At 46.8% G+C, this 23,613-nt stretch carries 11 protein-coding genes; all 11 read right to left on the bottom strand.

Translation table 11 applies throughout. The features are described 5' to 3' along the window. Window positions 1-157: 157 nt before the first annotated feature. The 11 genes from A3860_RS13115 to A3860_RS13065 all read right to left on the bottom strand — a co-directional run bounded on the left by A3860_RS13115 (window position 158) and on the right by A3860_RS13065 (window position 23,306). Window positions 158-1,882 carry a GH39 family glycosyl hydrolase gene (locus A3860_RS13115; RefSeq protein ID WP_081147169.1) on the bottom strand — a complete coding sequence of 575 codons (1,725 nt, stop codon included), beginning with the start codon at window positions 1,880-1,882 and terminating at the stop codon, window positions 158-160. 100 nt (window positions 1,883-1,982) lie between these two features. Further along, window positions 1,983-2,567, bottom strand: a complete 585-nt coding sequence (locus tag A3860_RS13110) for a helix-turn-helix domain-containing protein (RefSeq protein ID WP_216823430.1) — start codon at window positions 2,565-2,567, stop codon at window positions 1,983-1,985. 329 nt (window positions 2,568-2,896) lie between these two features. Then, window positions 2,897-4,801 (bottom strand): arylsulfatase, encoded by a 1,905-nt coding sequence (locus A3860_RS13105; RefSeq protein WP_081147167.1) that lies wholly within the window; start codon window positions 4,799-4,801, stop codon window positions 2,897-2,899. 122 nt (window positions 4,802-4,923) lie between these two features. Then, on the bottom strand, window positions 4,924-6,513 hold the full coding sequence (locus A3860_RS13100; protein ID WP_081147166.1) for a RagB/SusD family nutrient uptake outer membrane protein: 1,590 nt from the start codon (window positions 6,511-6,513) through the stop codon (window positions 4,924-4,926). A gap of 24 nt (window positions 6,514-6,537) precedes the next feature. Continuing rightward, window positions 6,538-9,729 carry a SusC/RagA family TonB-linked outer membrane protein gene (locus A3860_RS13095; protein ID WP_081147165.1) on the bottom strand — a complete coding sequence of 1,064 codons (3,192 nt, stop codon included), beginning with the start codon at window positions 9,727-9,729 and terminating at the stop codon, window positions 6,538-6,540. A gap of 653 nt (window positions 9,730-10,382) precedes the next feature. Beyond that, entirely contained in the window at window positions 10,383-12,536 is a 2,154-nt protein-coding gene (locus A3860_RS13090; protein WP_081147164.1) for an endo-1,4-beta-xylanase, read from the bottom strand. Window positions 12,537-12,565: 29 nt separating this feature from the next. Continuing rightward, window positions 12,566-13,522: a DUF5627 domain-containing protein gene (locus A3860_RS13085; RefSeq protein WP_081147163.1), complete on the bottom strand. Its 957-nt coding sequence runs from the start codon at window positions 13,520-13,522 to the stop codon at window positions 12,566-12,568. 93 nt (window positions 13,523-13,615) lie between these two features. After that, window positions 13,616-15,379, bottom strand: a complete 1,764-nt coding sequence (locus A3860_RS13080) for a RagB/SusD family nutrient uptake outer membrane protein (RefSeq protein WP_173820207.1) — start codon at window positions 15,377-15,379, stop codon at window positions 13,616-13,618. 30 nt (window positions 15,380-15,409) lie between these two features. After that, window positions 15,410-18,232: a SusC/RagA family TonB-linked outer membrane protein gene (locus tag A3860_RS13075; RefSeq protein WP_081147161.1), complete on the bottom strand. Its 2,823-nt coding sequence runs from the start codon at window positions 18,230-18,232 to the stop codon at window positions 15,410-15,412. A gap of 44 nt (window positions 18,233-18,276) precedes the next feature. Further along, a complete protein-coding gene (locus A3860_RS13070; protein WP_081147160.1) occupies window positions 18,277-20,157 on the bottom strand; it encodes a RagB/SusD family nutrient uptake outer membrane protein in 1,881 nt (626 codons plus the stop codon). 11 nt (window positions 20,158-20,168) lie between these two features. Beyond that, window positions 20,169-23,306: a SusC/RagA family TonB-linked outer membrane protein gene (locus A3860_RS13065; RefSeq protein WP_081147159.1), complete on the bottom strand. Its 3,138-nt coding sequence runs from the start codon at window positions 23,304-23,306 to the stop codon at window positions 20,169-20,171. Between the last annotated feature and the right edge of the window lie 307 nt (window positions 23,307-23,613).

Here is a 23,613-nt window from a genome sequence, read left to right as displayed (position 1 = left end):
GTCGTCCTTTAAATATGACTTATTAATATGAATGATCATTAATATCATTCAAAATACCGCCATTTGTGTTATGTATGATTAAAAAGTGATAATTGCTTAATAGTTTGCCATTCTGCTTTAATTTATTTTTTCCGGGAACGATTGCGTTCCTCTTTCACTACCAGTCAAACTTCAGGAATGACACGCCCTGGCGTGGTAATTCAAAGCGAATGACAGCCTCGCCATTGTTTGTTTTTATATATTCCGGTGAGCTTAACAAATGCAACTGACCTGCTTTTTCCAGTTCGGCAATTTGCGCTGCAGAAGGATCTTGCGGCGAACCCATCTTCTTCCATACTTCATAGGAATTACTGTGCTCATCATCTATACGGTAATGCTGCAACAATACCTGTTTGGCCGGAATGCCTTTTACCTGTACCGTTACCTGTTCGGGAGCCGGTTTTACATCGTCATCGTGGTAATTCCATAACAGTACAGTAGCATTATCGACATCCTTACAGGCCATGCCATTGATATCGGACCAGGCTTTCCGGAAGCTTGAATCCACCGCCGTGCGAAGATCATATCCGTGATCAGATGAAACCGGCACCCGGCTGCCTTTCATCATACCGAACATGCGGAATACATTCAGTACTGGTTTATCAACGCCGTTGGTTGCCAGGTCGCGAAACCCATAGAACCAGGGCTGGCCCTCAAACTCGAACGACCAGTTAACCGCGCCTTTGAAATTCACTTTATACAGATCGGCCAGTAAATATTTCCGGGCAAAGGAAGCGGCCGTATAGCTTGAATACATGGTGCCGTTGCGATAAGCGTTCTCGGGATTGGTATGCATGCCACAGGCAGCACAACCTTCAGGATCTGATTCACCAATAACAATGGGAAGGTTTTTCAATTGCGGGTAAGAGGCAACGAATTTAAACCCTCTTTCAATATCCCTTAATTGTGTGCCCATATTCATTCGCACATGTCCATTCACCAGTTTGGGTGAACCTTTTGCATGGAACAGGATCATGTCGACAGGTGCACCAATTTTACCGGTAACATAGTTGGTATCTTTTAAACAATGTTTGGCAAAAGCGTTCAACCATTTCTGTGCACCTTCACTGCCGGTGCCTGCGATGTTGATACCACCGATCTTCGCCGTGGGCAAAGCACGTTTTACGGCATCGGTTGTATAGTCGTATAATTTAAAGTATTCGTCCATGGTGCCCTTCCAGTATCCATTCGGTTCATTCCATAATTCCCAATACCAGCTTTCCACTTCTTTTTTGCCATAACGGTCCACACTGTGTTTCACCCATTGGTATACCAGTTCGGCCCATTTTTTATAATCCTTTGGTGGATAGGCCCAGCCCGTCATGATCTTTCCATACGGATCACCGGGTTTCCAATCGTGTTTGTAAGGTTGTGGTTTTGTAGACAAAGCTTCCGGCATAAAACCGATCTGCGCCAGCGGCTTCATACCACGTTGTATATACGTATCAAAAATGCTGTCGATGATCGTCCAGCTATAGATGGGTCTCCCATTGGCATCTTCTGTATAGGCATTGGTAGAACCCCATTTTAAAGCAGGCGTTCCATCACCTGTTACCAGTAAGCTATGAGCACGTACATATACAGGAACCGGGCTCAGGGCCGCCAGTTCAGACAACAGCTTTTTCCCATCTTTCATATAAGTATAGTTGGGTTCATCGTAGCCGAACCAGGCCCATGCCGGGTACATAGGGCCAACAGACTTACCCAGATCAACCTGTACAACAGCGGTGTTTTTTTCTGTGGCAGCAACAGATTGTGCGCTACCTGATACCGCAGCCAATTGAAAGCTGCTCAGCACAACAGCCAGCCTGCAACCGTTTTTTAATGACAAACTTTCGAACATGTGTTACTTTATTTTATCGGATTATTTAAGGCAATAGCATTCCGGAAGAACCATTCAGTTCTTTTGCACACGAACTCAGGAGATCCATTATGTAGCCTGATTAAACGAAAATATCCAGATACATCACTTCATCTGAAACCGGCATGATGCCGTGCTTTTGAACAGCATTGAAATACAGGCTGTCGCCGGTCTGCAACAGATACTCTGTTTCCCCCACCTGCATTTTCATTTTCCCTTTTATTACGTAAATGAATTCTTCGCCTTCGTGCGACACCTCATGGGGTACCACCTCGCCTTTGCGCCCAACAAATAAAAAAGGCTGCATCTTTTTTTCATGGTATTCCGACGCATAGGGATAGATCAGATAACCTTTTTCTGTTGACGTGAGATTATCTTTTGCCTGTTTTATTTTGGTGAGAACAGCGTTCACCCATCCATCCTGTTCGAGCAAACTGGAAATACTGGTTCCCAATGCCTTTGCGATCTTTACCAGGGCCGCCACTGAAGGGATGGCCCGGTTGTTCTCAATTTTTGAGATCATGCTTTTGGAAAGATCACTGGCTTCGGCTATCTCCTGCATGGTGCGGTTTTGGGCTATGCGCAAGGCTTTTATGCGGTCGCCGATATTTAATTTATTCAGCTTTTCTTCTAACAACGATTCATCCATTGGTTGCTGCTTTTCCACTTTGTTTACTTCTATTCAACAAAGTTGAATGCGAATATACATAAAACTGTTATTTCTACATTTTTTCTTTTGATTCAGCCATTTTCAATAAGGATTCTCCTAAAAAATAAAAACAGGCCTGCTTTTTAACAGGTCTGTCAACTTACTTCTTTCATCAATTTTTTCTGCAACCATCTACATTAAAAAAGCCGCCCCGATAGTTATCGGGGCGGCCAGAATGAAACGAGCATTAACCATTACGTCAAAAGTGAAACAGAACTTTTATTAATCATGTAGAAATTGTTATAAAGCATCCGCCATTGACGGATGCTTTTTTTGATAAGATCCGATTATTCTTTTGCAGCATTTCCTGCATTTGTGGGATTTCCCGTATTTGCCGATGCATGGTTAGCAACATGCAATCTTCTCTTTAACACATCTGCCCAGTCAATTAAAGGATATACGTTGTATCGCTTTGCAGTTACATCAAAAAGCCCCTGCAGTTCTTTCAGCTTTTCAGGATACTTTTTTGCCAGATCGTTCCTTTCATTAAAATCTTCATTCAGATTGTACAGTTCCCATACATCTTTGTCGAAGCTGTGCTCAACAGAATCTTTTCCACTCAATACATTCAGATCAATATAATCAGGGTGATGCGCAGCGGCAGCTTTCCAGCCGTCTTTATAAATAGCCCGGGAACCAAAAATGTAGTAATACTGTTCTGTGTGACGGGATTGAGCCGTTGCATTTTCCAGCGAATAATACAACGAGGTACCTTGCAGCGTATCCTGTTTAATACCTTTTACATACCCGGGCAATTTAAGGCCTGCTAACTCTATAGTGGTTGGCAATATATCAACCACATGCCCATATTGATTTCTGATACCACCTTTGTCCTTAATACCATTGGGATAAAAAATGATCAGCGGATTATGCGTGCCACCTTCTGCATTGGCATCCTGTTTCCAGTATTTGAAAGGTGTATTGGTTGCCTGTGCCCAGCCAAGCGGGTAATTGGTATTTGTACCTGAAGGCGTACCTATTTCACCAATTTTTTCCAGGTTCGATTTAAACTGTTCTTCATCCGAAACTTTGGCTCCCAGCGGTCCGCGGTTCAGCACGCCCTGGAAGGTACCTTCCTTACTGGCGCCATTGTCGCCAATGATCACAAAGAACAAGGTATTGTCGAGCTGATTTATCTCTTTCAGGTGGTTAACTATGCGGCCAACCTGCGCATCAATGTACGTGAGGTAAGCGGCATATATTTCCATAAAACGGGCATACACTTTTTTCTGATCGGGCGTTAAGGTATTCCATGCTTTTATATATTCATTGCGGGCGGGCAACTGGGCATTGGCCGGAATAACCCCCAGCTTCTTCTGATTGGCGATCACTTTTTCGCGGTACACATCCCAACCTTCATCAAACTTTCCTTTATACAGATCGAACCAGGATGATGGAACCTGGTGTGGCGCATGCGTGGCGCCGGGAGCATAATAGAGGAAGAAAGGTTTATCGGGCGCCGCTTTTTTCTGTTTTGAAATATAGCTGATCGCTTTATCGGTAATGGACTCATTCAGGTTGCGGCCATCGGGTGTTACATGCGCATTATCTTCAACCAGATCGGGTTTGTACTGATCGGTTTGTGATCCCAGGAATCCATAAAAATGATCGAATCCTTTACCGGTAGGCCAGCGATCGAACGGACCCGCATCGGTTGCATCTTCATCTGGCGTTACGCCATACTTTCCAACCGCAAATGTGTTATAACCGTTCTCGCGCAGCACTTCGGCCACCGTTCCCTTATCGGCAGGGATGCGACCATCCCAACCGGGAAAACCGGCCGACAAAGCAGTATGCGCAAATCCGCCCATATGAACGTAATGCTGATTACGGCCGGTTAATAAAGCGGCACGGGTAGGTGCGCAAATGGCGGCTGTATGAAAGTTGGTATATCGCAAGCCCTGGTTAGCGAGGCTATCAAATGTGGGCGTAGGAATTAAACCGCCAAAAGCGCTGGAAGCACCAAAGCCAACATCATCGAGTAGGATCCAAATTATATTGGGCGCTCCGGCAGGCGCTTTCACCGGCGTCGGCCACCATTCTTTTGAATCGGCATAGGTTTTACCCACTACACCCTGGTAAGTTTGGGGCGATGATTGCGCATGCACACCCAATGACAGGGCACTAATACCCGCAATCATTGATGAGGCCAGCATCTTTTTGGTTACCCCGTTCATTTTCTGAAAACGCATGTTGTTGTATTTAATACGTGAGGAATTAAGTTGATAGATATTATAAGATCATAGATCGTTTTACGGCGAACCGGCAACTTTTGAGTTCATGCTTTATTATTAAAGTGAAACAACAGGATATTTTACCATCCCGGGTTTTGTTGAAAATTTGGGTTCTTGCCGCCATACAAATCGATCTCGGTTTGCGGTATGGGGAAAAGGGTATCCCTGAGCGTTGCTGCCGATTTTGGATTCCCAGGCATGGCATACACCGATTTCAGGTAATACTGCCCGGGCCCCTGATCTGTTCTGCGCACCAGATCAAACCAGCGTTGGCTTTCCTGAATGAATTCTTTTCTTCTTTCAGTAAAAACGGCATCCCTGAAAGCAAGCTGACTGAGACCTGGCGCCAGATCATACGTATGGTTGGTGTAGTTACCACCGGAGGTATAAGAATTGTAAGCCCTTCCCCGAACGATATTGATCGCTGCATATGCATCGGAGGTTGGGCCGCCATTTAATTCGTTCAATGCTTCTGCATACAACAACAGCACTTCTGAATAGCGAATCACAGGAAAATTCATCTTACTGTTTGCGCCCTGATTACCCTGCAGCGCAGTAACAAAACCGGTGCTTTGATCTACAAACTTCAGGAAGTTAGAAAAAGGCCATTTAACCCATTTGCCGGTGGACTGATTGAACAATGAATCGTAAAAAGTGGCTGCACGGCGCTGGTCTGTCAGGTCAAACAATTCTACCACGCTTTTATCGGCGGGAATATCGGCGGTATAAGCAGAATTGCTCCAGGTAAACGAACTCAACGTATTCGTACTGGTGAACCCACCTGTGGTGCCATTGAATTGTGCGGAAAAAATATGCTCCTTCCCGTTCTTGGTGGCGGGTTGAAAAGCATCTGAAAATTTTGCGAAAAGATCATAACCATAGGCCCCGGTAGTGGCGTTTGTGAGGTTGGCAGTGCCGGCCGTGATCACTTTTTTAAGTTCTGTTATCGCCTTTGCCCACTCCTGGCGGGTGATATATACTTTGGCCAGCAGCGCATGTGCCGCACCACTGGTTACGCGGCCAACGCTGGTACCAGTGTAACTGCCTGGCAAACTGGTAGCGGAGTCCAGGTCAGTGATTATCTGCTGGTATACTGTTTCTTTAGGTGTACGATCAACCAGTGCACTGGCCTCCGCCACTGTGCCCTGGTCGTGCAACAATAAGGGAACGTCCCCGTACAAACGAACCAGGTCAAAATACAACAAGGCCCTGATAAACTTTGCCTCGTTCACGAGGCTGGCCGCCGACCGCGCCGGATCTACAAATTGCCCCGCGGGAATGGTGGGAATTTTATCAATGGCCACATTGGCCTTATTGATGCCCCAATATAACTGCGCATAAATTTTGCGCACCCGGTCGTTGGTACTTACATAAGTGGCTGTACCAAGCGCCCGCACATCGGGATTGGTATTCGAAGGACTGTACACCTGGTTATCGCTGGTATTATCAACAATAAGATTGAGGTTGCGCCCGTAGATCGGGAAATCATTGTTTATATCGGTTGTCAGTGTACTGTAAACCGCCGTTACCGCCGCAACTGCATCACTTTGTGTTTTGTAAAAATTGTCCTGGGTTAAGCTGCCCTGAGGACCTTCACTCAGCTTTGTGCACGACGACACAAGAATGCCCATTGCCCCGGCAGCTGTTATTATCATTCCAATATTTTTCATTGTTCTATTATTATTTGCCGTGAATTAAAAAGTAACATTAATGCCCAGTGTATAGGTGCGATAGTTGGGATATACGCCATAATCAATACCGGGCTGCAGGTTATTCTGATCATAGAAATTGGCTTCCGGATCAAGTCCCTTATATTTTGTAATGGTCAACAGGTTTGTAACGGAACCATAAATCCTGATCTGTTTCGCCAGGATCTTTGCAGCAAGGTCTTTGGGAAAATTATACCCGAGCGTTATATTTTTCAGCCTTATATAAGAGCCATCTTCAATATACGTGTCGGCCACCTGTACCACCGGCGCATTAACCACTTTCGGGAACTTGCCGTTTGGATTGGAAACAGAATCCCAGCGATCAAGCAGCACAGTCGATACATTCTGGGTGGTGGTGGTCTTTTCGAGCTGTTGCTGTAAAAGATTGAATATTTTATTACCGAATGAACCCTGGAAGAATACAGACAGGTCGAGATTTTTCCAGGTAATGGTGTTGCTGAAACTGGCGGTAAACTTTGGTTGCGCGTTGCCGAGGTTGTGCTTATCTGCGGTGGTTACTACCCCATCGCCATCGGAATCAACATACTTCCGGTCGCCGGTTACCTGCGATACGCCTGCCAGTATGGGCGCTTTTTTGGCGCCGTATACATCGGCAGTCGTTAAAAGACCTGCAGTATTGTATCCCCAGAAAGTGCCTACGGGCAACCCTACTTTAACGATCACCGGTGATACCTGCCCTGTGGGCGCTACCGGGAAAAATGACTCGCTGGGTCCCAGGCTCAACACTTTATTGGCATTGCGGGCATAGATCAGTGTTGATCGCCAGGTGAAATTTTTCGACTTGATATTGTCTGTATTAATGGTAAGTTCAACACCTTTATTTTCCAGGCTGCCGATATTTTCCGATACCGATGCATAACCCGAGGACAATGGCACCAGGCCTGAACCGCTGACATACAGGTTGGTGGTCTTTTTGTAATACGCATCGGCAGTTATGACAATCCTGTTTTTAAGCAAGCCCAGATCAATACCGGCATTGTATTGTGTAGTAGTTTCCCAGGTTAGATCAGGATTTGACAACTGTGAAGGCGCCAAACCGTTAGTACCGGTAAGCGGATTGCCCAGATAATACCCATAAGAAGTAATGGTGGCCAGTGAACTGTATGCCGGGAAATTGGCATTACCCACCCGCCCATACGTTAATCGTAATTTCAGGTTATTGATGGTTTTATCGAATCTTTTAAAAAAGTCTTCGTCGGATACATTCCATGAAAAACCAACAGAGGGAAACAAACCCCATTTTTTATTGGCGCCTGCCGGTGATGCGCCGTCGGCCCTGGCAGCCAGGGTGAGGTTATACCGGTGCAGTAAGGAATAGGAAATTCTTCCCAGCCATGAGTTGCGGGTTTGTTTGGCCTCTGCTGAGCCTATCACTTTATTGGCGGAAGCATTGTACAGGTTATTATAGGTGGTGGCATCGGAAGAAAAAGTTTGCCCGGCCAGAAATGTATTCTCCGATTTCTGGTACTGCGTTGTATAACCCACCAACAGATTTAGAAAATGTTTGTCCTCAAATGCATGATCATACGTAAGGGTATTTTCGTTGAGCCAGCTTATGTAATTAATGGTGCCAACCGAACCCGAACCGGTGATGGTTCCCCCAAGGTTACCCGAATTGGTATACGAAGGGGTGTAATAGTTCAGCTTTGTATTTAACAGATCGGCCCCTATCGTAGATTTTGCCACGAGTTCACTGGTTATTTTATACTCGGCAGAAAAATTGCCCAGCACGCGCGACAATTTCGTTTGGTTGATAGTGACGGCGATGCCGAGAATGGCATTGTCGGAAAATTGTTGTCCGCTAATGGTGTTCAGCGTTGGATTGATGGCCGGTTGCGCGGTAGTATTATACGAACCGTCGGCATTTTTCACTGTTTGCAGCGGGTTAGCAAGGCTGAGGGAAGAAAACGCATTGCTGAATCCGATGCCGTTATAGGTAGCACCCGGAAGTTTATTTTCCGATGAACTGCTGCCAAAAATACTGGTAGCCAGTTTCAGCTTTTTGGAATACTCCTTTTCATAATTCACCCGTGCTGAATACCGTTTAAAATCAGAGGCCAGCACAATACCTTTCTGGTTGAAATAATTACCACTCACCGAGTAGCGCGACTTATCATCACCACCAAAAAGGGTAAGCTGGTGATTTTGTACAGCGCCTGTTCTAATGGCCGCTTCGGTCCAGTTGCCATTAACACCGGCAGCCCCTGCAGAATCGATCAGCTTTTTATTGGCCGCCAACCCTGCCTGAATAGTGGGCGTTGCATGGTACAGGTCGTCAAATAATTTTGCCCATTGCTGCCCGTTAAGCACGGGGATCAGCTTTGTTTTGTATTGTTGCCCGTAAGATGAATTGAAAGATATGTTGTTGCTGCCTTTGGTGCCTCTTTTTGTGGTAACGATCACCACGCCATTGGCGCCGCGCGATCCATAGATAGCGGTAGCGGCGGCATCTTTCAATACGTCTATCGATTCAATATCAGAAGGGTTTATGGTAGACAGTCCATTGGTTGAAACCCCGGTTACCGCAGGTACCGTACCAGATGCAGGCGCGAGATTGGTAAGACTATTATCGTTGTAATAGATAAACCCATCGATCACATACAAAGGATCGTTACCAAAACTCAGCGAGTTACCGCCGCGGATGCGGATGGTAGCCGTTGCGCCCGGCTGACCAGAGCTTTGGTTAACCACCACACCGGCAACAGCACCCTGCAAAAGATTATCGAGAGAAGAAGCCGGACGGCTGAGATTTTCCCTGGAAACACTCGCCACAGAACCGGTAAGATCTTTTTTTCTTTGCGTGCCATACCCAACCACCACTACTTCATCGAGTTTATTTTTCGATGCATGCAACAAAACATCAACATGGGCGCCGGTGGCCAGCACTTCCTCCTTTTGATAGCCGATATAAGTCACTACCAGGGTAAAAGGAAGTTTCTGCCCTGTTTTCAACGTAAAGTTTCCTTCAAAATCGGTAGTGGCTGTATTGGTGGTCCCTTTAATTTGAACAGTGGTACCTTCAAGAGGTGCATTGCCGTCAGTTACTTTGCCGGTAACAATAGAATTGATAACCGGTTTATTGATTGTTTGCGCCGTTATAAATACGGGCAAAAGGATAAAAGCAATGAGCATGCTTCTTCCTGAAAATAATTTCATACCAATTAATTTTGATTATTTAAATAATAGCTGCGGCAGGCAAGTAACCTGAGCAACAGCCGGCAAAGTTTGCGGCTAACCAACCACCGGTTAACCACAGCACCGGGCTGTTGCGCAGATCATAGTATTATATCAATAAGGGGTAAAGCCCTGCTACTGAACGTAACAAGCTATAATCCGGAGGAAAATAATCTTAACAACAACAACAGAAACTTCTGTAAGAAGAATTAGCGTAATGTAATACCACCCCTGCTACCGCGAGGGCGCGGTATGGCTCACTGATTTTTGAAGGTCTCATTTCAGTTGTTTTAAAATACGGTATAAACCGGTATACTGCTGGTGGTTAACAGCTACCATTTAATCATCAGCAAACTATCATCAAATAGTCTACTAATAGAGTAGACAAAATAATATTTTTTTTCCATTCCAAAAAAAATATTTGTAACAGTCTTTACGGTCAATGGAAAACAGCGTATTGCCTGCCTATACAGTAAGCATTTCCGGGACAGGTATGCATGCCTGAAGTGATTCATCCTTCTGGTTCTTATACACCAAAAACAATGGGAAGGTACTTTTAATGAAACAGCCCCGGAAGTGCTAAGACTTCCGGGGCTATTTTATTAGTTGTCAATGCGCTTACCAGTTATATCTTTCTATTTAGCATTCGCCTCCAGTGCTTTTGCCACTGCTTCATAAGCCAGTTTGCGCACATACGCTTCTGTCCATAACCCGATGGGTTCACCAGCCCGCCAGTAGGAACTGACCGGACTATCGAGCGGACTCCAGATCGTAATTCCATACCGTTGTTTGACTGGTATCAGCTCGAAATATTTATCAATTACATATTTGTACATGTCGGCCTGGGCTTTATAATGTTCGGTAGTAGCATCGGTGGTCTTTACGCCAACACCGATATCCAGTTCAGAGATCTTTATCAGCTTGCCTGTTGCCGCCAGTAATTTGAACGATTCGGCGATCTTCGTTTTATCGGCACTGATGCTGATGTGCATCTGGGTACCAATACCATCAACTTTAGCGCCCTTGCTTTCCACATAATTTATATAAGCGATGAGGCCACGGCATTTATCGAGGTTGTATTCGAGGTTATAATCATTGATAAAATGAAGATCACCCGGATTGCCGTATTGCCTGGCCATTTTAAGCGCAGTTACGGCATAATCTTTACCCAGGTAATCCTGCCAGTGGAAGATATCTGCAGCCAGGTTCGACTGCCCTACTCCTGTTTTCAATTCATAGGGTTTGGCATCATCCATGGGTTCATTGACCACATCCCATGCCTTTACATATGATTTGCTGGCGCCCAGCATGCCTGAGATCCATTTATCCATGGCATTGGTTACGATGAGCGCTTTTTCTGCAGGCGTTTTATCTACGGTGATGGTGGTGCCGCCGGTTGCTGAAGCGCTCTTGAGCACTACATCATCAATGTATACGGTGCCGGCGAATTCACCATAACTAACGATCAATCGAATGCGGTCGGCTGTAGTGGCTGTGGTGTTAATGCTAATCAGCGTCCAGGAGGTAGTAACGGGTACCTGCCCAAACCCATTGGAAGAATAGTTGGCGCTTTGCAGTTCGGGTCTGATGATACCCGCCGCCGTGCCTTTCACCCAAAAGCTCAGGTTATAGGTTTCCCCACTTTTCAACGGGGCGGCAAAAGCATAACTGGTTTGCACATCCCAGTAATTGGTAGTCTTTGACGGATTGGTTACATACAGTGCCTTGCCCGTGTTATTAACCCCCATGCCGGCTGCGGTAATGCCTCGCACGGAGTTATTTCCCCAACCGCTCCAGGCGCTGCCCGATTCAAAATCACCATTCGAGACAAGATTGGTCACAAGAGGAGAACCCTGCGTATCGTATACAAACAAGGTGTTCACATCAATGGTATAAGTAACACCAGGTTTATAACCCAGGTCAAAGTGGAGTTTAATATTATCCGCCGCAAAATCAGTCAGCTGAAACCTGATCTCCTTCCAGGAAATGCCGGTTGTAAATGTGGCAGTGGCAGTACCCGATTTTGTGTAGTCGATCGGTGGGGTATTATTATTTAACCCTTCAAAACTTATTCGTCCTTCGCCTGCAACATCTGATCTTATATACATCACCACTTCATACTTGTGCGTTTTATTTATTGCAATGGAAGGACTGATCAACTGCAGATCGGTTGCTGCAGCTGAGCCTGCTGTTGATATCAGCTTTATGGCCTTATTCCCGGTGCCCATTCCTTCCCCATCGGCGATGGTGATACCAGCGCCGGCATTTGCCAGGTTCCACCCGGTAAATGTTTTATTCTGCAAGCCCGCAATGGGTAGGTCATTATTAAATGCAGGTGTGGTAACTATCATGGGTGACAACAGCCCCTTCAAATAAGTTGCATTATTATTGGCATGCCAAACCAGTGTATGTCCATATACAGACATCCCGGCCTGGCTCGTTGCTGATAAAAAGTTTTTTACGTTATCCAAAGCCAATGTACCATTGGCCTGCACTACGGCGCCATGTTTCATTTCGTACCCCACCGCAAACTCTTCGAAGTTCTTATTGGCCAGGCGGTACATTACGCCTTTTGTGAGATAATCTGATAATGACCCGGCCACGCCCAATTTGAAACCGGGCTGTGCGGTATGGTTTATATAAGTTTTCAGCGCAGGATACGCATCCAGGTCTTCCTGTATGACAACCGATTCCGGTTTATCGACGGTGAACCCAGCTGCTTTATACTTGTTGCAGGAAGCCATTATTACCAGGGTGGTAAAGCCTGCTATTTTCAATAGTATATTCATTGCATTTAGGATTAAAGATGGTGAAATAATTACCAGCCCACAGGTGTATAAGTTTCCATGGTTACCGAACGGTCTCTTAATACCAGGGTATCCATTGATGACACCTGCATATCTGGTAATGTAACATCGTATTTTAAGTAGATGGCATCACGGTCCTTGCTGCCCCAGCTGTTCTTCTCCCCTTTCTTCACAAACTGGCCGCTTCCGGTAACCGTGAAATTGCTGGCGCCGGCGGTGATGGTGCAATTACCGGCATCATCAAAATTCAACACCAGGGGACAATTGACGTTCACGCCGTTCTTGTCTTTAAATACCACCGGGAAATCGATCTTCTTCCTTGACCGGGTGTATAACTTTGTGACTTCATCATCTTCAACATATTGTTTGTGCCGGGTAATTGTTTGGCTAACACTGCCGGTGACCACATCTTTTCCCCGGCGCAGGTAATTGCCATGCCAGGGATTCACATACTTGATGGCATAGAGGGTAAAATCCTTACCTGAAAGAATGGAATCGGCATTTGTTTTACTACTCATTCGTATTGGAATAACATAGGTATTCTTTATAGCTTTGGGATCATTAAAAAAAGCATCGGTGAGTTGCACTTCTACCCCGCCAGTAAGGCTGCCCTCAGGAATGGTAATAGTATTGGAAGCCAGGGTAAAATAGTTATCGGGCATAGGCACCACCGTGTCGCCGCCGGCCTTGAATAAAAGCCCCGTACCTAATAAGGACTTATCAACAGAAATACCGATAACAACATTCTTTGGACTGGTGTACACGCCACCGGTAGTAGCCATGATCTGGCACTTGCCCTGGTTATCGAGATCGGTATTGAAGATATCTTCGCCAAATGTTATGGTACGCACCGGGTACTGGTAGGCAAAGTAAACCGTTTGGTATTTGTAGTCAGGAAAATCCACGTCTTTGTTACCGCACGATGCCAGTACAAAGAGCAGGACCGCTGGTAAAAGAAATTTTTTCATCATAAGTTTTTTCAAGTTCATTTGATAATACACGTCTCGACTTCGCCCGACGCCCCTTCGATCCTTCGACTTCGCTCAGAACGCTCAGGGCCATTACCATCCCTGGTTTTGCTGTAATTCGCCAAACTTCAGGATCTCGCCATACGGGATGGGACCATAGATCATATAGGGTTGAAATTGCCGGTCTTCCACTTTGATACCGGTTGGCTGACCATTCTTTATGCTCACTCCCCGGGCTGCATCGGTGAGGTTTTCTTTCCAGCGGCGAAGGTCCCAAAAGCGGTAGCCCTCAAAGCAAAGCTCCAGCCGCCGTTCATTCTTTATCAATATGCGCATTTGCTCTTTACTGCTTTTGGCCGCTTCCAGATATGGATCGCCGTTTGATAAGCCTACTCCTGCCCTTTTACGTATGGCCTTAATGATATCATAGGCAGAAAAACTATTAGCGCCAGCACCGGTTGGCCCCCAGGCTTCGTTGGCAGCCTCTGCATAATTGAGGTATATTTCCGTGTACCGGATGTGGGGTTTATAATGTCTTTGATTGTTGGCGGATGTGGGATTCAGGTTTACATCCTGGCGAAGTAATTTGCGCAGGTAGTAACCTGTTCTTGTAGATGTTTCTACCTTGCCAAGGGCATCGTTCGTAGTACCATCAGCCGCTGTATTGATAGCGGTACTGTTAGGCCCCGCAGTTCCGCCATTCACCAGAATATATTGTTTCAGGCGGGGATCGCGATTGTTGTATGGATTGGCCGCATCATAGCCGCTGGCGGCATCTGCTATGGGATAGCCATTAGCCATCGGAAAGGCATCAACGAGATTCTGGGTTGGATTTATGCGCCCGCTTCCAAAAAGACTGGGCGGATAGTTTGACTGTTCCAGGTCCCGGTTATCGCCATAATTTCCCCGCCATAATATTTCGCCGGGATTCGCGCCATCGGCCAGCCCAGAAATTTCTGAGGCGTTCGAGTACCAGGTAGTACCATTCGCTGCCAGGGCACTCACCCCACCTTTCAAATTGATCACCGCCGCTGCATAATTAGCCGCATCGGCCCAGGTGGTTGATGTACCGGAAGCAAATGCCGGACTTGCAGCCAGCAAAGCCGCCTTTGACCGGATGGCTTTGGCAATACGACCGGTGAATAATCCACGAAATGCAGAACCAAATGCGCGGTCATATTCCACTTTGGTAATGGAACCGAATTTAGTGGGGATCACAGCTGCGCTGGCAATATTTTCATAATCCAGTGGCAGCATTTCTTCGGCCTTATCCAGATCGCTGTAGATCTGCTTCATGCATTCTTCAAACGTGGCCCTGGGATTATTGAAGTTGGCATTGGTTCCCTGTACATCCAGAACGATGGGTACGCCAAGCAATGTGGAGTTAGACATACCTGCATGCGCCTGCAGTAAATAATACAGGAACAAGGCCCGCAAGCCGTAGGTTTCGCCCTTGATACGCATGGCAAACAACTTGCTTACTCTTTCATCGGTGGTCCATTGTACCTTATCTATTTCGCCGAGCGTAATATTGAGGTACTGGATCGCGGCATACGAATTGGTCCACTGGCTAAGTGGGTTGTTATTGGCCGTCCACTGACCAGTGGCTATTTTTAAATACCCATTGCTTTGGTCGTTGGTTACCGCATCATCGGTGGCCACATCGTTGAACGACCAGGAGTTGGTTGGAATGCGATTGTATGCGTTGAGCAATATTCCGAATGGAAATCTTGCATCATTAGGCAGATAGGCATCGGGGTTCAGCTCCCGGTTATTTTCTATCTCCGGCTTTATGAGGTCTTTACAACTGGCAAGCATAAAGACAGCAGCCAACAAGATGATCATACTTCTTTTCATATTCATTTTCTTGACGGGTTTCAACAGCTTTTAAAACAAAGCTTTTACACCTACATTATACAAGCGGGTTTGCGGAGCGCTTCCAATGTTCAGCTCCATTATATCACGTTCGGGCGAAATGGTCAGCAAATTGAAACCGCTGACATAGGTCCCCAATTCCTTAATGAATTTCTTATTCCGGAGCATACCGGTGATATCGTAACCGATCTGCACCTTAGTGAGGTCGAAACGATTGGTGCGGTACAACCAGAAATCGGAAGAGCGGAAATTGTTATCGCTATTCAAAGTTGTTAACCGGGGATATTTTGCCGTTTGCGCAGTTCCTTCGGTCCAGCGGTCGCGTACCACAACAGAATATTTATCTTCTCCATCGATCCAGAAATAAGAACTGTTCTTCATGGCATAAGCGCCAAAGCGGCCTGTTCCCAATGCAAAGAAGGTAAGCTGCTTCCATTTTGCCGTCAGGTTTATGCCCAACGTCAATGGAGCACCGTACCAGCCGGCCCGGCCAAGAAACACTTCATCGCGGGTATCAATGATGCCATCGCCATTCTGATCTTTATACTTGATATCGCCGGGCTTTACCTGTCCGAATGTTTGTGTTGGCGAACTGTTGATATCATCTTTATCCCGGAAGAAGCCAAGGCTTTGCAGCCCCCAGATGGCATCGAGCGGTTTTCCCTGGCGGTATTGATAATCGTCCTGGTATACTTCTGCGCGTTTTGATGCAGTAGTCTTATACCAGGTACCGGTAACATTCAATGACCAGTCGATGCCGCCGAGCTTTTTGTTAAGGCCGGCCCCGAAATCAATGCCCACCCGTTTGTCGTCATTGTAGTTTACATATGGAATAAAAGAAGATACCGGCCAGCCCGTGGTGAAATAAGAAGGGAACAGCACACCGGCCTGAATAATATTCCCGGTGATCTTGTTCATGAAAAAATTTCCTTGCAACGTAAGCAGGTTTTTAAAGAACGAACCTTCCACCCCTACGCTTACTTCTTCGCGTTTTGGGAATTTCATATTCGGGTTATCACCTCTTCTTGACTCGGTGGCCTGAATACCGGTGCCATCTTTCCAGCCAAACCAGGAACCCTGCGCCGTATAATATCCCTGGTACAGGTAATAACCGGGTATATCCAGATCGGTATGCAGCACACCGGCAGAAGCGGTTAAACGGAGGTCGTTAACCACATTGGAACCGCTCAGGAATTTTTCGCCACTGATGCGCCAGCCCAGTGAAACCGTAGGTGAAAATGCCTCGCGGTTGCCTTCGGGCAATTTGGCCGAATGGATCATGGCGCTGCTGAAATCAACATAGTACCGGTTCAAATAATTATATCCCAGTTGCAGACCAAGGTTTGCATTGCTGGTACGGTGATAAACAGCCGACTCAGATTGCTGATAACCGTTCACCAGCAACACCGCAGATAAATTATGAATGTTATTTATAGAGTTTACATAATTGAACTGGCCGGTTGCCGAAATGGTCTGCCGGTACCAGCTGTTGCTTACATTCTGTACGCCCGAAGTGGCATCCTGGCCATATTTGGTCAAGCTGCTTATAAGGTCTTCACCCGCGTAATTGTTCCAGGTGGGCGCATAGGTAGCATAGGTATTATTGTATGCCAGGTTGTACGAGGTGGAATAATCCACTGCGAAAGTAGAACGAAAGGAAAGCCCTTTCAGCACATTCCGCAGATCGGCATTCACACCGGTGTTGAATTGGAACTGGCGGCTGTTGTATTTATTATTTCCACCCGCGTAAATGGCGGCAAACGGATTGGTTTGATCTAATTGGGTTCCGCCCAACAAATACTGGCCATCAATGATGTGGTTGCTATTCTTTATTAAAACCTGTGAGGGTTCATCCGCATCTTCTATCATACTCAGGGGAATAAGCGGTGCAAACCGGTGCGGGCGCAGGGTGGCAGCACCTGACCAATAGTTGGTATTTACACCACGGCCTGTATAAAACACAGCAGAGGCATCTACATTACAGGAAATATAATCGTTCAGGTTGATATCAATATTACCCCGCACGTTCAGGCGATCGGCGCGGTCGTTCTTTTTGGCCTCGCCAAAATTCAGCAGCGAGCCGGAAGTCTGGAAACCGATGTTGGTATAATAACGCGCCTTGTCACTACCGCCTGAGATCTCGGCAGTAGCATCGTAACGGTTATACATTTGCTTAAGGTAATCACTGGAATAATAATCTACATTGGGATAACGGTACGGATTTTTGCCAGATGCATAATTGTAAATAGTGGTAGCGCTGTAGAGTTCAGCCAATCCATCATTGCGGCGGGCCTCATTGTACAGGGTCATATATTCAGCAGAACCCAGGTACACCGGATATCTTTTCGGTACATTCACGCCGGTATTCACCCGTACATCAACCCGGCGGCTGTTGGCTTCGCCTCTTTTTGTTGTTATATAAACAACGCCTTTGGCGGCCCGGCTGCCATAGAGCGCTACGGCATTTACCCCTTTCAGAAATGTGATCTGATCTATTTCTACCGGCAATACATTGCCCGATTCGCGCGACACTCCATCAATCAACAACAGATAATCGCCCATGCTCCACAGGTTGTTGCCATTATAACCGGGGGCCCATGTTTCCATACCCTCGAGGCTCCAGGTCATGTAGTTCTTCTTTATAAGGCCCGGCACATCAACTGCAGACACACCGCCCAACAGGTCTGTTTTATTTACCTTGCGAAAAGCCACCTGTACCGGCTTTGGTTTCCCTGTATTATTTATTACAATTATACCGGTGGTATCCTGTGCGCGCCCCTCGGGCAAAAGGGCCATCAGTGCACATAACACCCCTATTATTCTTAAATATTGCATGTTTTTCAGGTTTAATAATACGTGATACTTTTTCGGTTCCTCAATTACCAACCCGGGTTCTGCGGAAACTCCAGGTACATATTGGCATCCGAGTTCTTTAACGGCAACCAATAATGCTTTTCGGTGTATTTACGTTCCAGGATCACCTGCTCTCTCAGGTTAATGACCTTATTTTCTTTTGGATCGGTATTGTTAAACGTTCCCGTTCTGTCAAACTCAATAGATTTTTTCAATGTATAAGGTGATTGTATCAACAGCATCCAGCGGCGGAGATCATTGAAACGATGTCCTTCAAATGAAAGTTCAACAGCCCGTTCGCGTCTTACTTCACCCATGAAGGCATCTAACGAAACGAGGAATTTAGGCGCCACGTGGCCAACACCGGCGCGGTCGCGGATCACATTCACTGCCTCTTCGGCTGTTTTGCTGTAATCAGGCGCTTTGCCCGCGGCAGAACCATAGGCCTGCGCGGCCGCTTCGGCATACATTAAATAAATATCAGCCAGCCGCATATAGGGCAGGTGAATGTTCAGGCTTTTATCATAGCTGTATCCATTGTCATATTTGTTTGCCGTAATGGGGATGAACTTGTACAACAAATAACCGGTGCGGCTGCCGGTACTTACATTTCGGTAGCTGCCGCCGGTATACAGATTGGCATAACGGTTCGGCTCATCTGTAGTGGCGCCCTGTACGCATTTCACCCCATCATATACGATATCGTTATAAAAGCGGGGATCACGGCCCTTCCAGGGGTATACCGGATTATAACCCGATTCTACATCGGCCTGGGTAATATCTTTGATGGGCAACCCATTGGCCATTCCATAATAATCAACATAATTGGCGCAAGGCAAAAACTTAACATCGCCACCTTCCAGTTGCGGTGCTGGCTGGTACTGTTTGGCAGTGCCCCAGTTTGATCCATTGGCGCCATAATAAGGACCGCGGAAAATGGCTTCGGTATTACCCGGCATGGTCCAGTTTTGACCATTGGTATAAAAGTTTGTATAGTATTTTGAAAAATCAACCAGTTTATAAGAAGCGGCGCCTTCGTCGCATAAGCGCAACAGTTCGGCAAACGCTTCTGCCGCTTTTTTACAATACCCGTTGTGGTAGGTTCTATTACCCGTAGAAGAATAGTTCATCAACGGACTACCAGCATAGAGATAATTTTTACCGAGGTAACCCAATGCCATGATCTTATTGATGCGAAGCTGGTTCTTACCCAGAGTTTTCTTTCCTGCAGTGGTGTTATCCCAGTCTGTTGGCAACAGGTCAGCCGCCGCCCTGAAATCCTCGGCAGCTTTATCGGCACACTCGTGGTAACTAAGGCGGGGTAAAGTGAGTTTTTGATCACCCGGCAATACCTTATCTATATAGGGCAAACCGCCAAAATACTGGATGAACATAAAATGGAACCAGCCGCGGAAAAATAACAACTGACCTTTTATGAGGTCTTTCTCTTCCTGCGTGGCATCGGTTAGCTTATCCATATTTTCAAGCCCCATGTTGGCTTTGCGAATGCCATACCAGCCCAGTTTCCACAATGACTTGGCAAAGCGGTCGTCGTTGGTGGAGGTAGTATTCCTGTCCATCCAACCGGCCTGCCAGCCATCGAACTGCGATTGCCAGCCCCAGAAATCACCATTGTCAATTTTTACCACAAAATGAAAATCACGGGCAGTGGATTGGATCTCATCTTCGCCCCAGTTCCAGGAGTTTGTCCAGTAGGCATTGGTGAAGTCGGGAATACAGTGATACAACTCTTCGGTAAAGCCCTGGAAGTTGGTGAAGTTCTTGAAGGCATCTGCTGAGGAGATCACCGATTGCGGTTCCCGGTCAAGGAACTTTTTGCAGGATACTCCACCAAGGGTTATGGCCATCACCCAAATGGAAAGTATTTTCTTTATATGCTTATTCATAATGATCTTGTTTAGAAAGTTATATTAGCGCCGAGGTTGTAACGCTTAACTGTAGGGTATGCGCCCTGTGAGGCCCAGCCGGTTCCGGCAAAATTCGATTCGCGGTCGTCGGGCATCTTGCTCCAGGCTTTCAGGTTATTGCCATTTACGTATATCCGCAATGATTCAAGCCCCAGCTTTTTCACAATGCCTGTATTAATGGTATAGGCGATCTCAGCATTTTTCAGGCGCAGGTAAGAACCATCGTACATGTATTGGGTTCCTCTGTAATAGCCGGCGGGGGTAGAAAGCCAGCGCGGCATGGGCACATCGGCGCCCGTATTGTCTTTTGACCAGTAACTGCCTTCATCGTATACCACGTGGCTTTGCGAGCCCAAACTGTTAAACACTACCTGGCGGGTTACATTGTTAACGCCATAAAACTGTACAAAAGCGCTTAATCCTTTCCAATCGACACCAAACGTTGCGTTGTACGTATTTTGTGGCCAGCCACTATGGCCATAGGGAATATTGTCCTGGGCGTCAATTACGCCATCGCCGTTGTAATCGACGATGTAATAGTTGCCGGGCAGCTTCTGGTTATCGTTGGTATTGTGCTGGGTGCTGCCATACAGTTGGTCCCAGGTATTATAATAACCTTCACTTACATACGAATAAGCCTGACCGATCTGTTTACCTTCCGATTTCTGGTAATCGGGCAGCAAGGCCGGGTTGTCGGCATCTATCACTTTGTTCTGTGTATGGGTCAGGTTAAGGTCACTCCACAGCCGAAGCCCTTTCGGGAACTGGTAATTCAGGTGAAGCTCCACTTCATACCCTTTCGAGTTTACCTTACCCAGGTTGGCCACGGGTGGCGTAGCGCCGTAATAAGATGGCACCGAGGTTCTGTTGGCCAGTAATATTTTGGAACGTTTATCCTGGAACACGTCGACTTTGGCTTTCACCAGTCCTTTGAACAATTCGAGATCGGCGCCTATGTTTATTTTTTCGGCCTGCTCCCATTGCACGTTGGGGTTACCTACGGTTGTTTCGCGGTACCAGTTATAAGGGCTTAGTTCTGCCGCTTCGCCGTTCATACCCAGCCGGGCCTGTCCGCCATACGCCCACTCCGTGAGGTAAAGAAAACGGCCGCTTACATCATCAAAACCGGTTTGCCCGTAGGAAGCGCGTAATTTGAACAGGTCGACAAACGGAAGGTGTTTCATAAAGTTTTCGTGGGAAACCAACCAGTTTACGCCACCTGAAGAAAAGAAGGCAAACCGGTATTGCGGGCTGAACTTTTCTGAACCATTGTAAGCCCCATTGTATTCAATGGTATATTTATTATTATAGGTGTAAGTGGTGCGGAACACCCAGTCTTCGCGGTAAGAAGGGATCATGCTGCCGTTTGCTGTAATATTCCGGTTCAGCAATCCCATCGCTGTTACGGCATGCCTGCCGGCCAGGGTTTTGGCATAATTGAGCTGCAACTGATAAAACAGCCGGCGTTGGTTGCCGGTTACCGCCCCTGCTGCGGGCGTCCATTTTATTCCTTCCTGGAAATCGAAATTGGTAACGCCGTCATATGCCTGTTTGTAGATCACGGTCCCGGTTTCAGGATCGATCCATTTACGCTGTGTATCGTTATACAGGTCGTTGATGCCACGATCGCTTTCAACATAGGTATTGTCCATGGAAACGGTACCATTAAACCGAAGACCTTTGATCAGCATATCAAGGCTTTGATCGAGAGAAAAATCGGTGGTGATGCGCGTGGTGGTCTGGTATTGCACACCGCCGATGGCCAGGGTTCTTGCCGAGTTTTCGGCCCGGCCTTCATTGGGGGCATAATACCCCCAGGAACCATCAGCATATACGGGCATAAATACGTCGGGCGCCGTGGTGTACGCGTCGATCCAGGCACCGTACTGGCTACCCGAAAAAGCCCAGGGACTTTTTCTTACGCCGTAAGAACCAGACAGGTTCACTTTAAAAAGCGTAGAAGGCGTGAGTTGAAAATCGAGGTTGGTGCGGGTATTTACCCTGTTGAAGCCAAAGCCGGGTTTGTACCCACGGTTGTTATCATATATTCTAAACAGATCGCCTTCATGTAAAAAATCGGCGCTGGTAAAATATTTTACAAACCTGGTTCCCCCGCTGATGTTCAAATTGGCGTTGTGCGACATGGCGTAATCCCTGAACAGGGTCTTTTCCCAGTCTACATTGGGATAGCGTTCCGCTTCTTCCTGGCTGGCCGGGTTGCGGTATTTGTCGAGGATAGCCTGCGGCAGGTAATCGTTCCAGGCATCTGGCTTCAGCGCCAGTTCATATTCAATAGCTTCATTGCGGGTACGCAGAGCATCATATGAATCCATTTTTCCGGGCAGCCTGGAAGGCACCTTCATAATGGTATTAACCGTACCGCGAATAGAAGCTTTGCCCAGCTTTCCTCTTTTTGTAGTGATGAGGATAACGCCGTTGGCCCCGCGCGAACCGAATACCGCGGTAGCTGAGGCATCTTTCAGTACCGTGACGGTTTCAACAGAACCGATGTCAACGCTGGTCATGGGACGTTCAACACCATCGACGAGCACCAGGGGGCTGGAATTATTCCAGGTGCTACGGCCGCGAATAATGATCTGCGGATCTTCTTCACCGGGCAGGCCCGTACTTTGTTCGGTAATGAGACCAGGCACATTACCAGTAAGCGCCGCGCCAATGTTCGACACCCCACCGGCCCTTTCGAGAATTTTACCATTGGTTTGCGAAACGGCCGCCACCACACTTTCCTTTTTTTGCCGGCCATAGCCCACCACGATCACATCATCGAGGGCCATCACACTATCTTTAAGGGTTATAATGACCGTATTTTGATTGCGGACGTTGACTTCCTGCGCCACCTTGCCAACATTACTGATCAGGAGAATATACCTGCCGGTTGGTACAGATATGGCAAATTTTCCATCGGCGCCGGTGCTGGTAAAAACCTTTGTCGTTTTTACGGTTATGGTGGCCCCAACAACAGGCGCCTTTTTTTCGTCGAGCACCACCCCATGCACGGTATGGGATTCCTGTGCCTGCAGGGGTGAGTAAAGTGAGACAATCGATAGCGTTGCCGCTGTTACAAACAGCCATTTCCACAGCTTTTGTAGCGAGATCGTTGTAAACATGGGTATTGTAAATATTTTAATATAAGGACAAAAAGTAGCCCCCGACAGCCCGGTTAAGGACCATCTCCAGTGAAGCAAACCAGGCACTATGTTATCGCCGGAGGGCGATAAACAAACTGCTTACAAAAATTTACTGGCCGACATTAAGTGTGGTAATGACACAACTAAGAAAGGACATGGGGTGACCGTACCCGGGGATTGTTTAAATTTCATAGCAATCGTTTTAAGCATTTAGTTTGGTGATGAATTTCAGGAGTGAATTGCAGTACGTTGGCATATGATCGTACGTTACAAATACACAAGCTAA

It is taken from the genome of Niastella vici, assembly GCF_002077945.1.
GTDB classification, from domain to species: domain Bacteria; phylum Bacteroidota; class Bacteroidia; order Chitinophagales; family Chitinophagaceae; genus Niastella; species Niastella vici.
This window is presented reverse-complemented; position numbering and strand designations above follow the sequence as displayed.

Bases quoted from the DNA above. Each gene is read 5' to 3' on its own strand.
- A3860_RS13065 (WP_081147159.1), bottom strand. From the start codon at position 23,306: ATGTTTACAACGATCTCGCTACAAAAGCTGTGGAAATGGCTGTTTGTA.
- A3860_RS13075 (WP_081147161.1), bottom strand. From the start codon at position 18,232: ATGCAATATTTAAGAATAATAGGGGTGTTATGTGCACTGATGGCCCTT.
- A3860_RS13105 (WP_081147167.1), bottom strand. From the start codon at position 4,801: ATGCGTTTTCAGAAAATGAACGGGGTAACCAAAAAGATGCTGGCCTCA.
- A3860_RS13085 (WP_081147163.1), bottom strand. From the start codon at position 13,522: ATGAAAAAATTTCTTTTACCAGCGGTCCTGCTCTTTGTACTGGCATCG.
- A3860_RS13095 (WP_081147165.1), bottom strand. From the start codon at position 9,729: ATGAAATTATTTTCAGGAAGAAGCATGCTCATTGCTTTTATCCTTTTG.
- A3860_RS13115 (WP_081147169.1), bottom strand. From the start codon at position 1,882: ATGTTCGAAAGTTTGTCATTAAAAAACGGTTGCAGGCTGGCTGTTGTG.
- A3860_RS13090 (WP_081147164.1), bottom strand. From the start codon at position 12,536: ATGAATATACTATTGAAAATAGCAGGCTTTACCACCCTGGTAATAATG.
- A3860_RS13070 (WP_081147160.1), bottom strand. From the start codon at position 20,157: ATGAATAAGCATATAAAGAAAATACTTTCCATTTGGGTGATGGCCATA.
- A3860_RS13080 (WP_173820207.1), bottom strand. From the start codon at position 15,379: ATGAAAAGAAGTATGATCATCTTGTTGGCTGCTGTCTTTATGCTTGCC.
- A3860_RS13100 (WP_081147166.1), bottom strand. From the start codon at position 6,513: ATGAAAAATATTGGAATGATAATAACAGCTGCCGGGGCAATGGGCATT.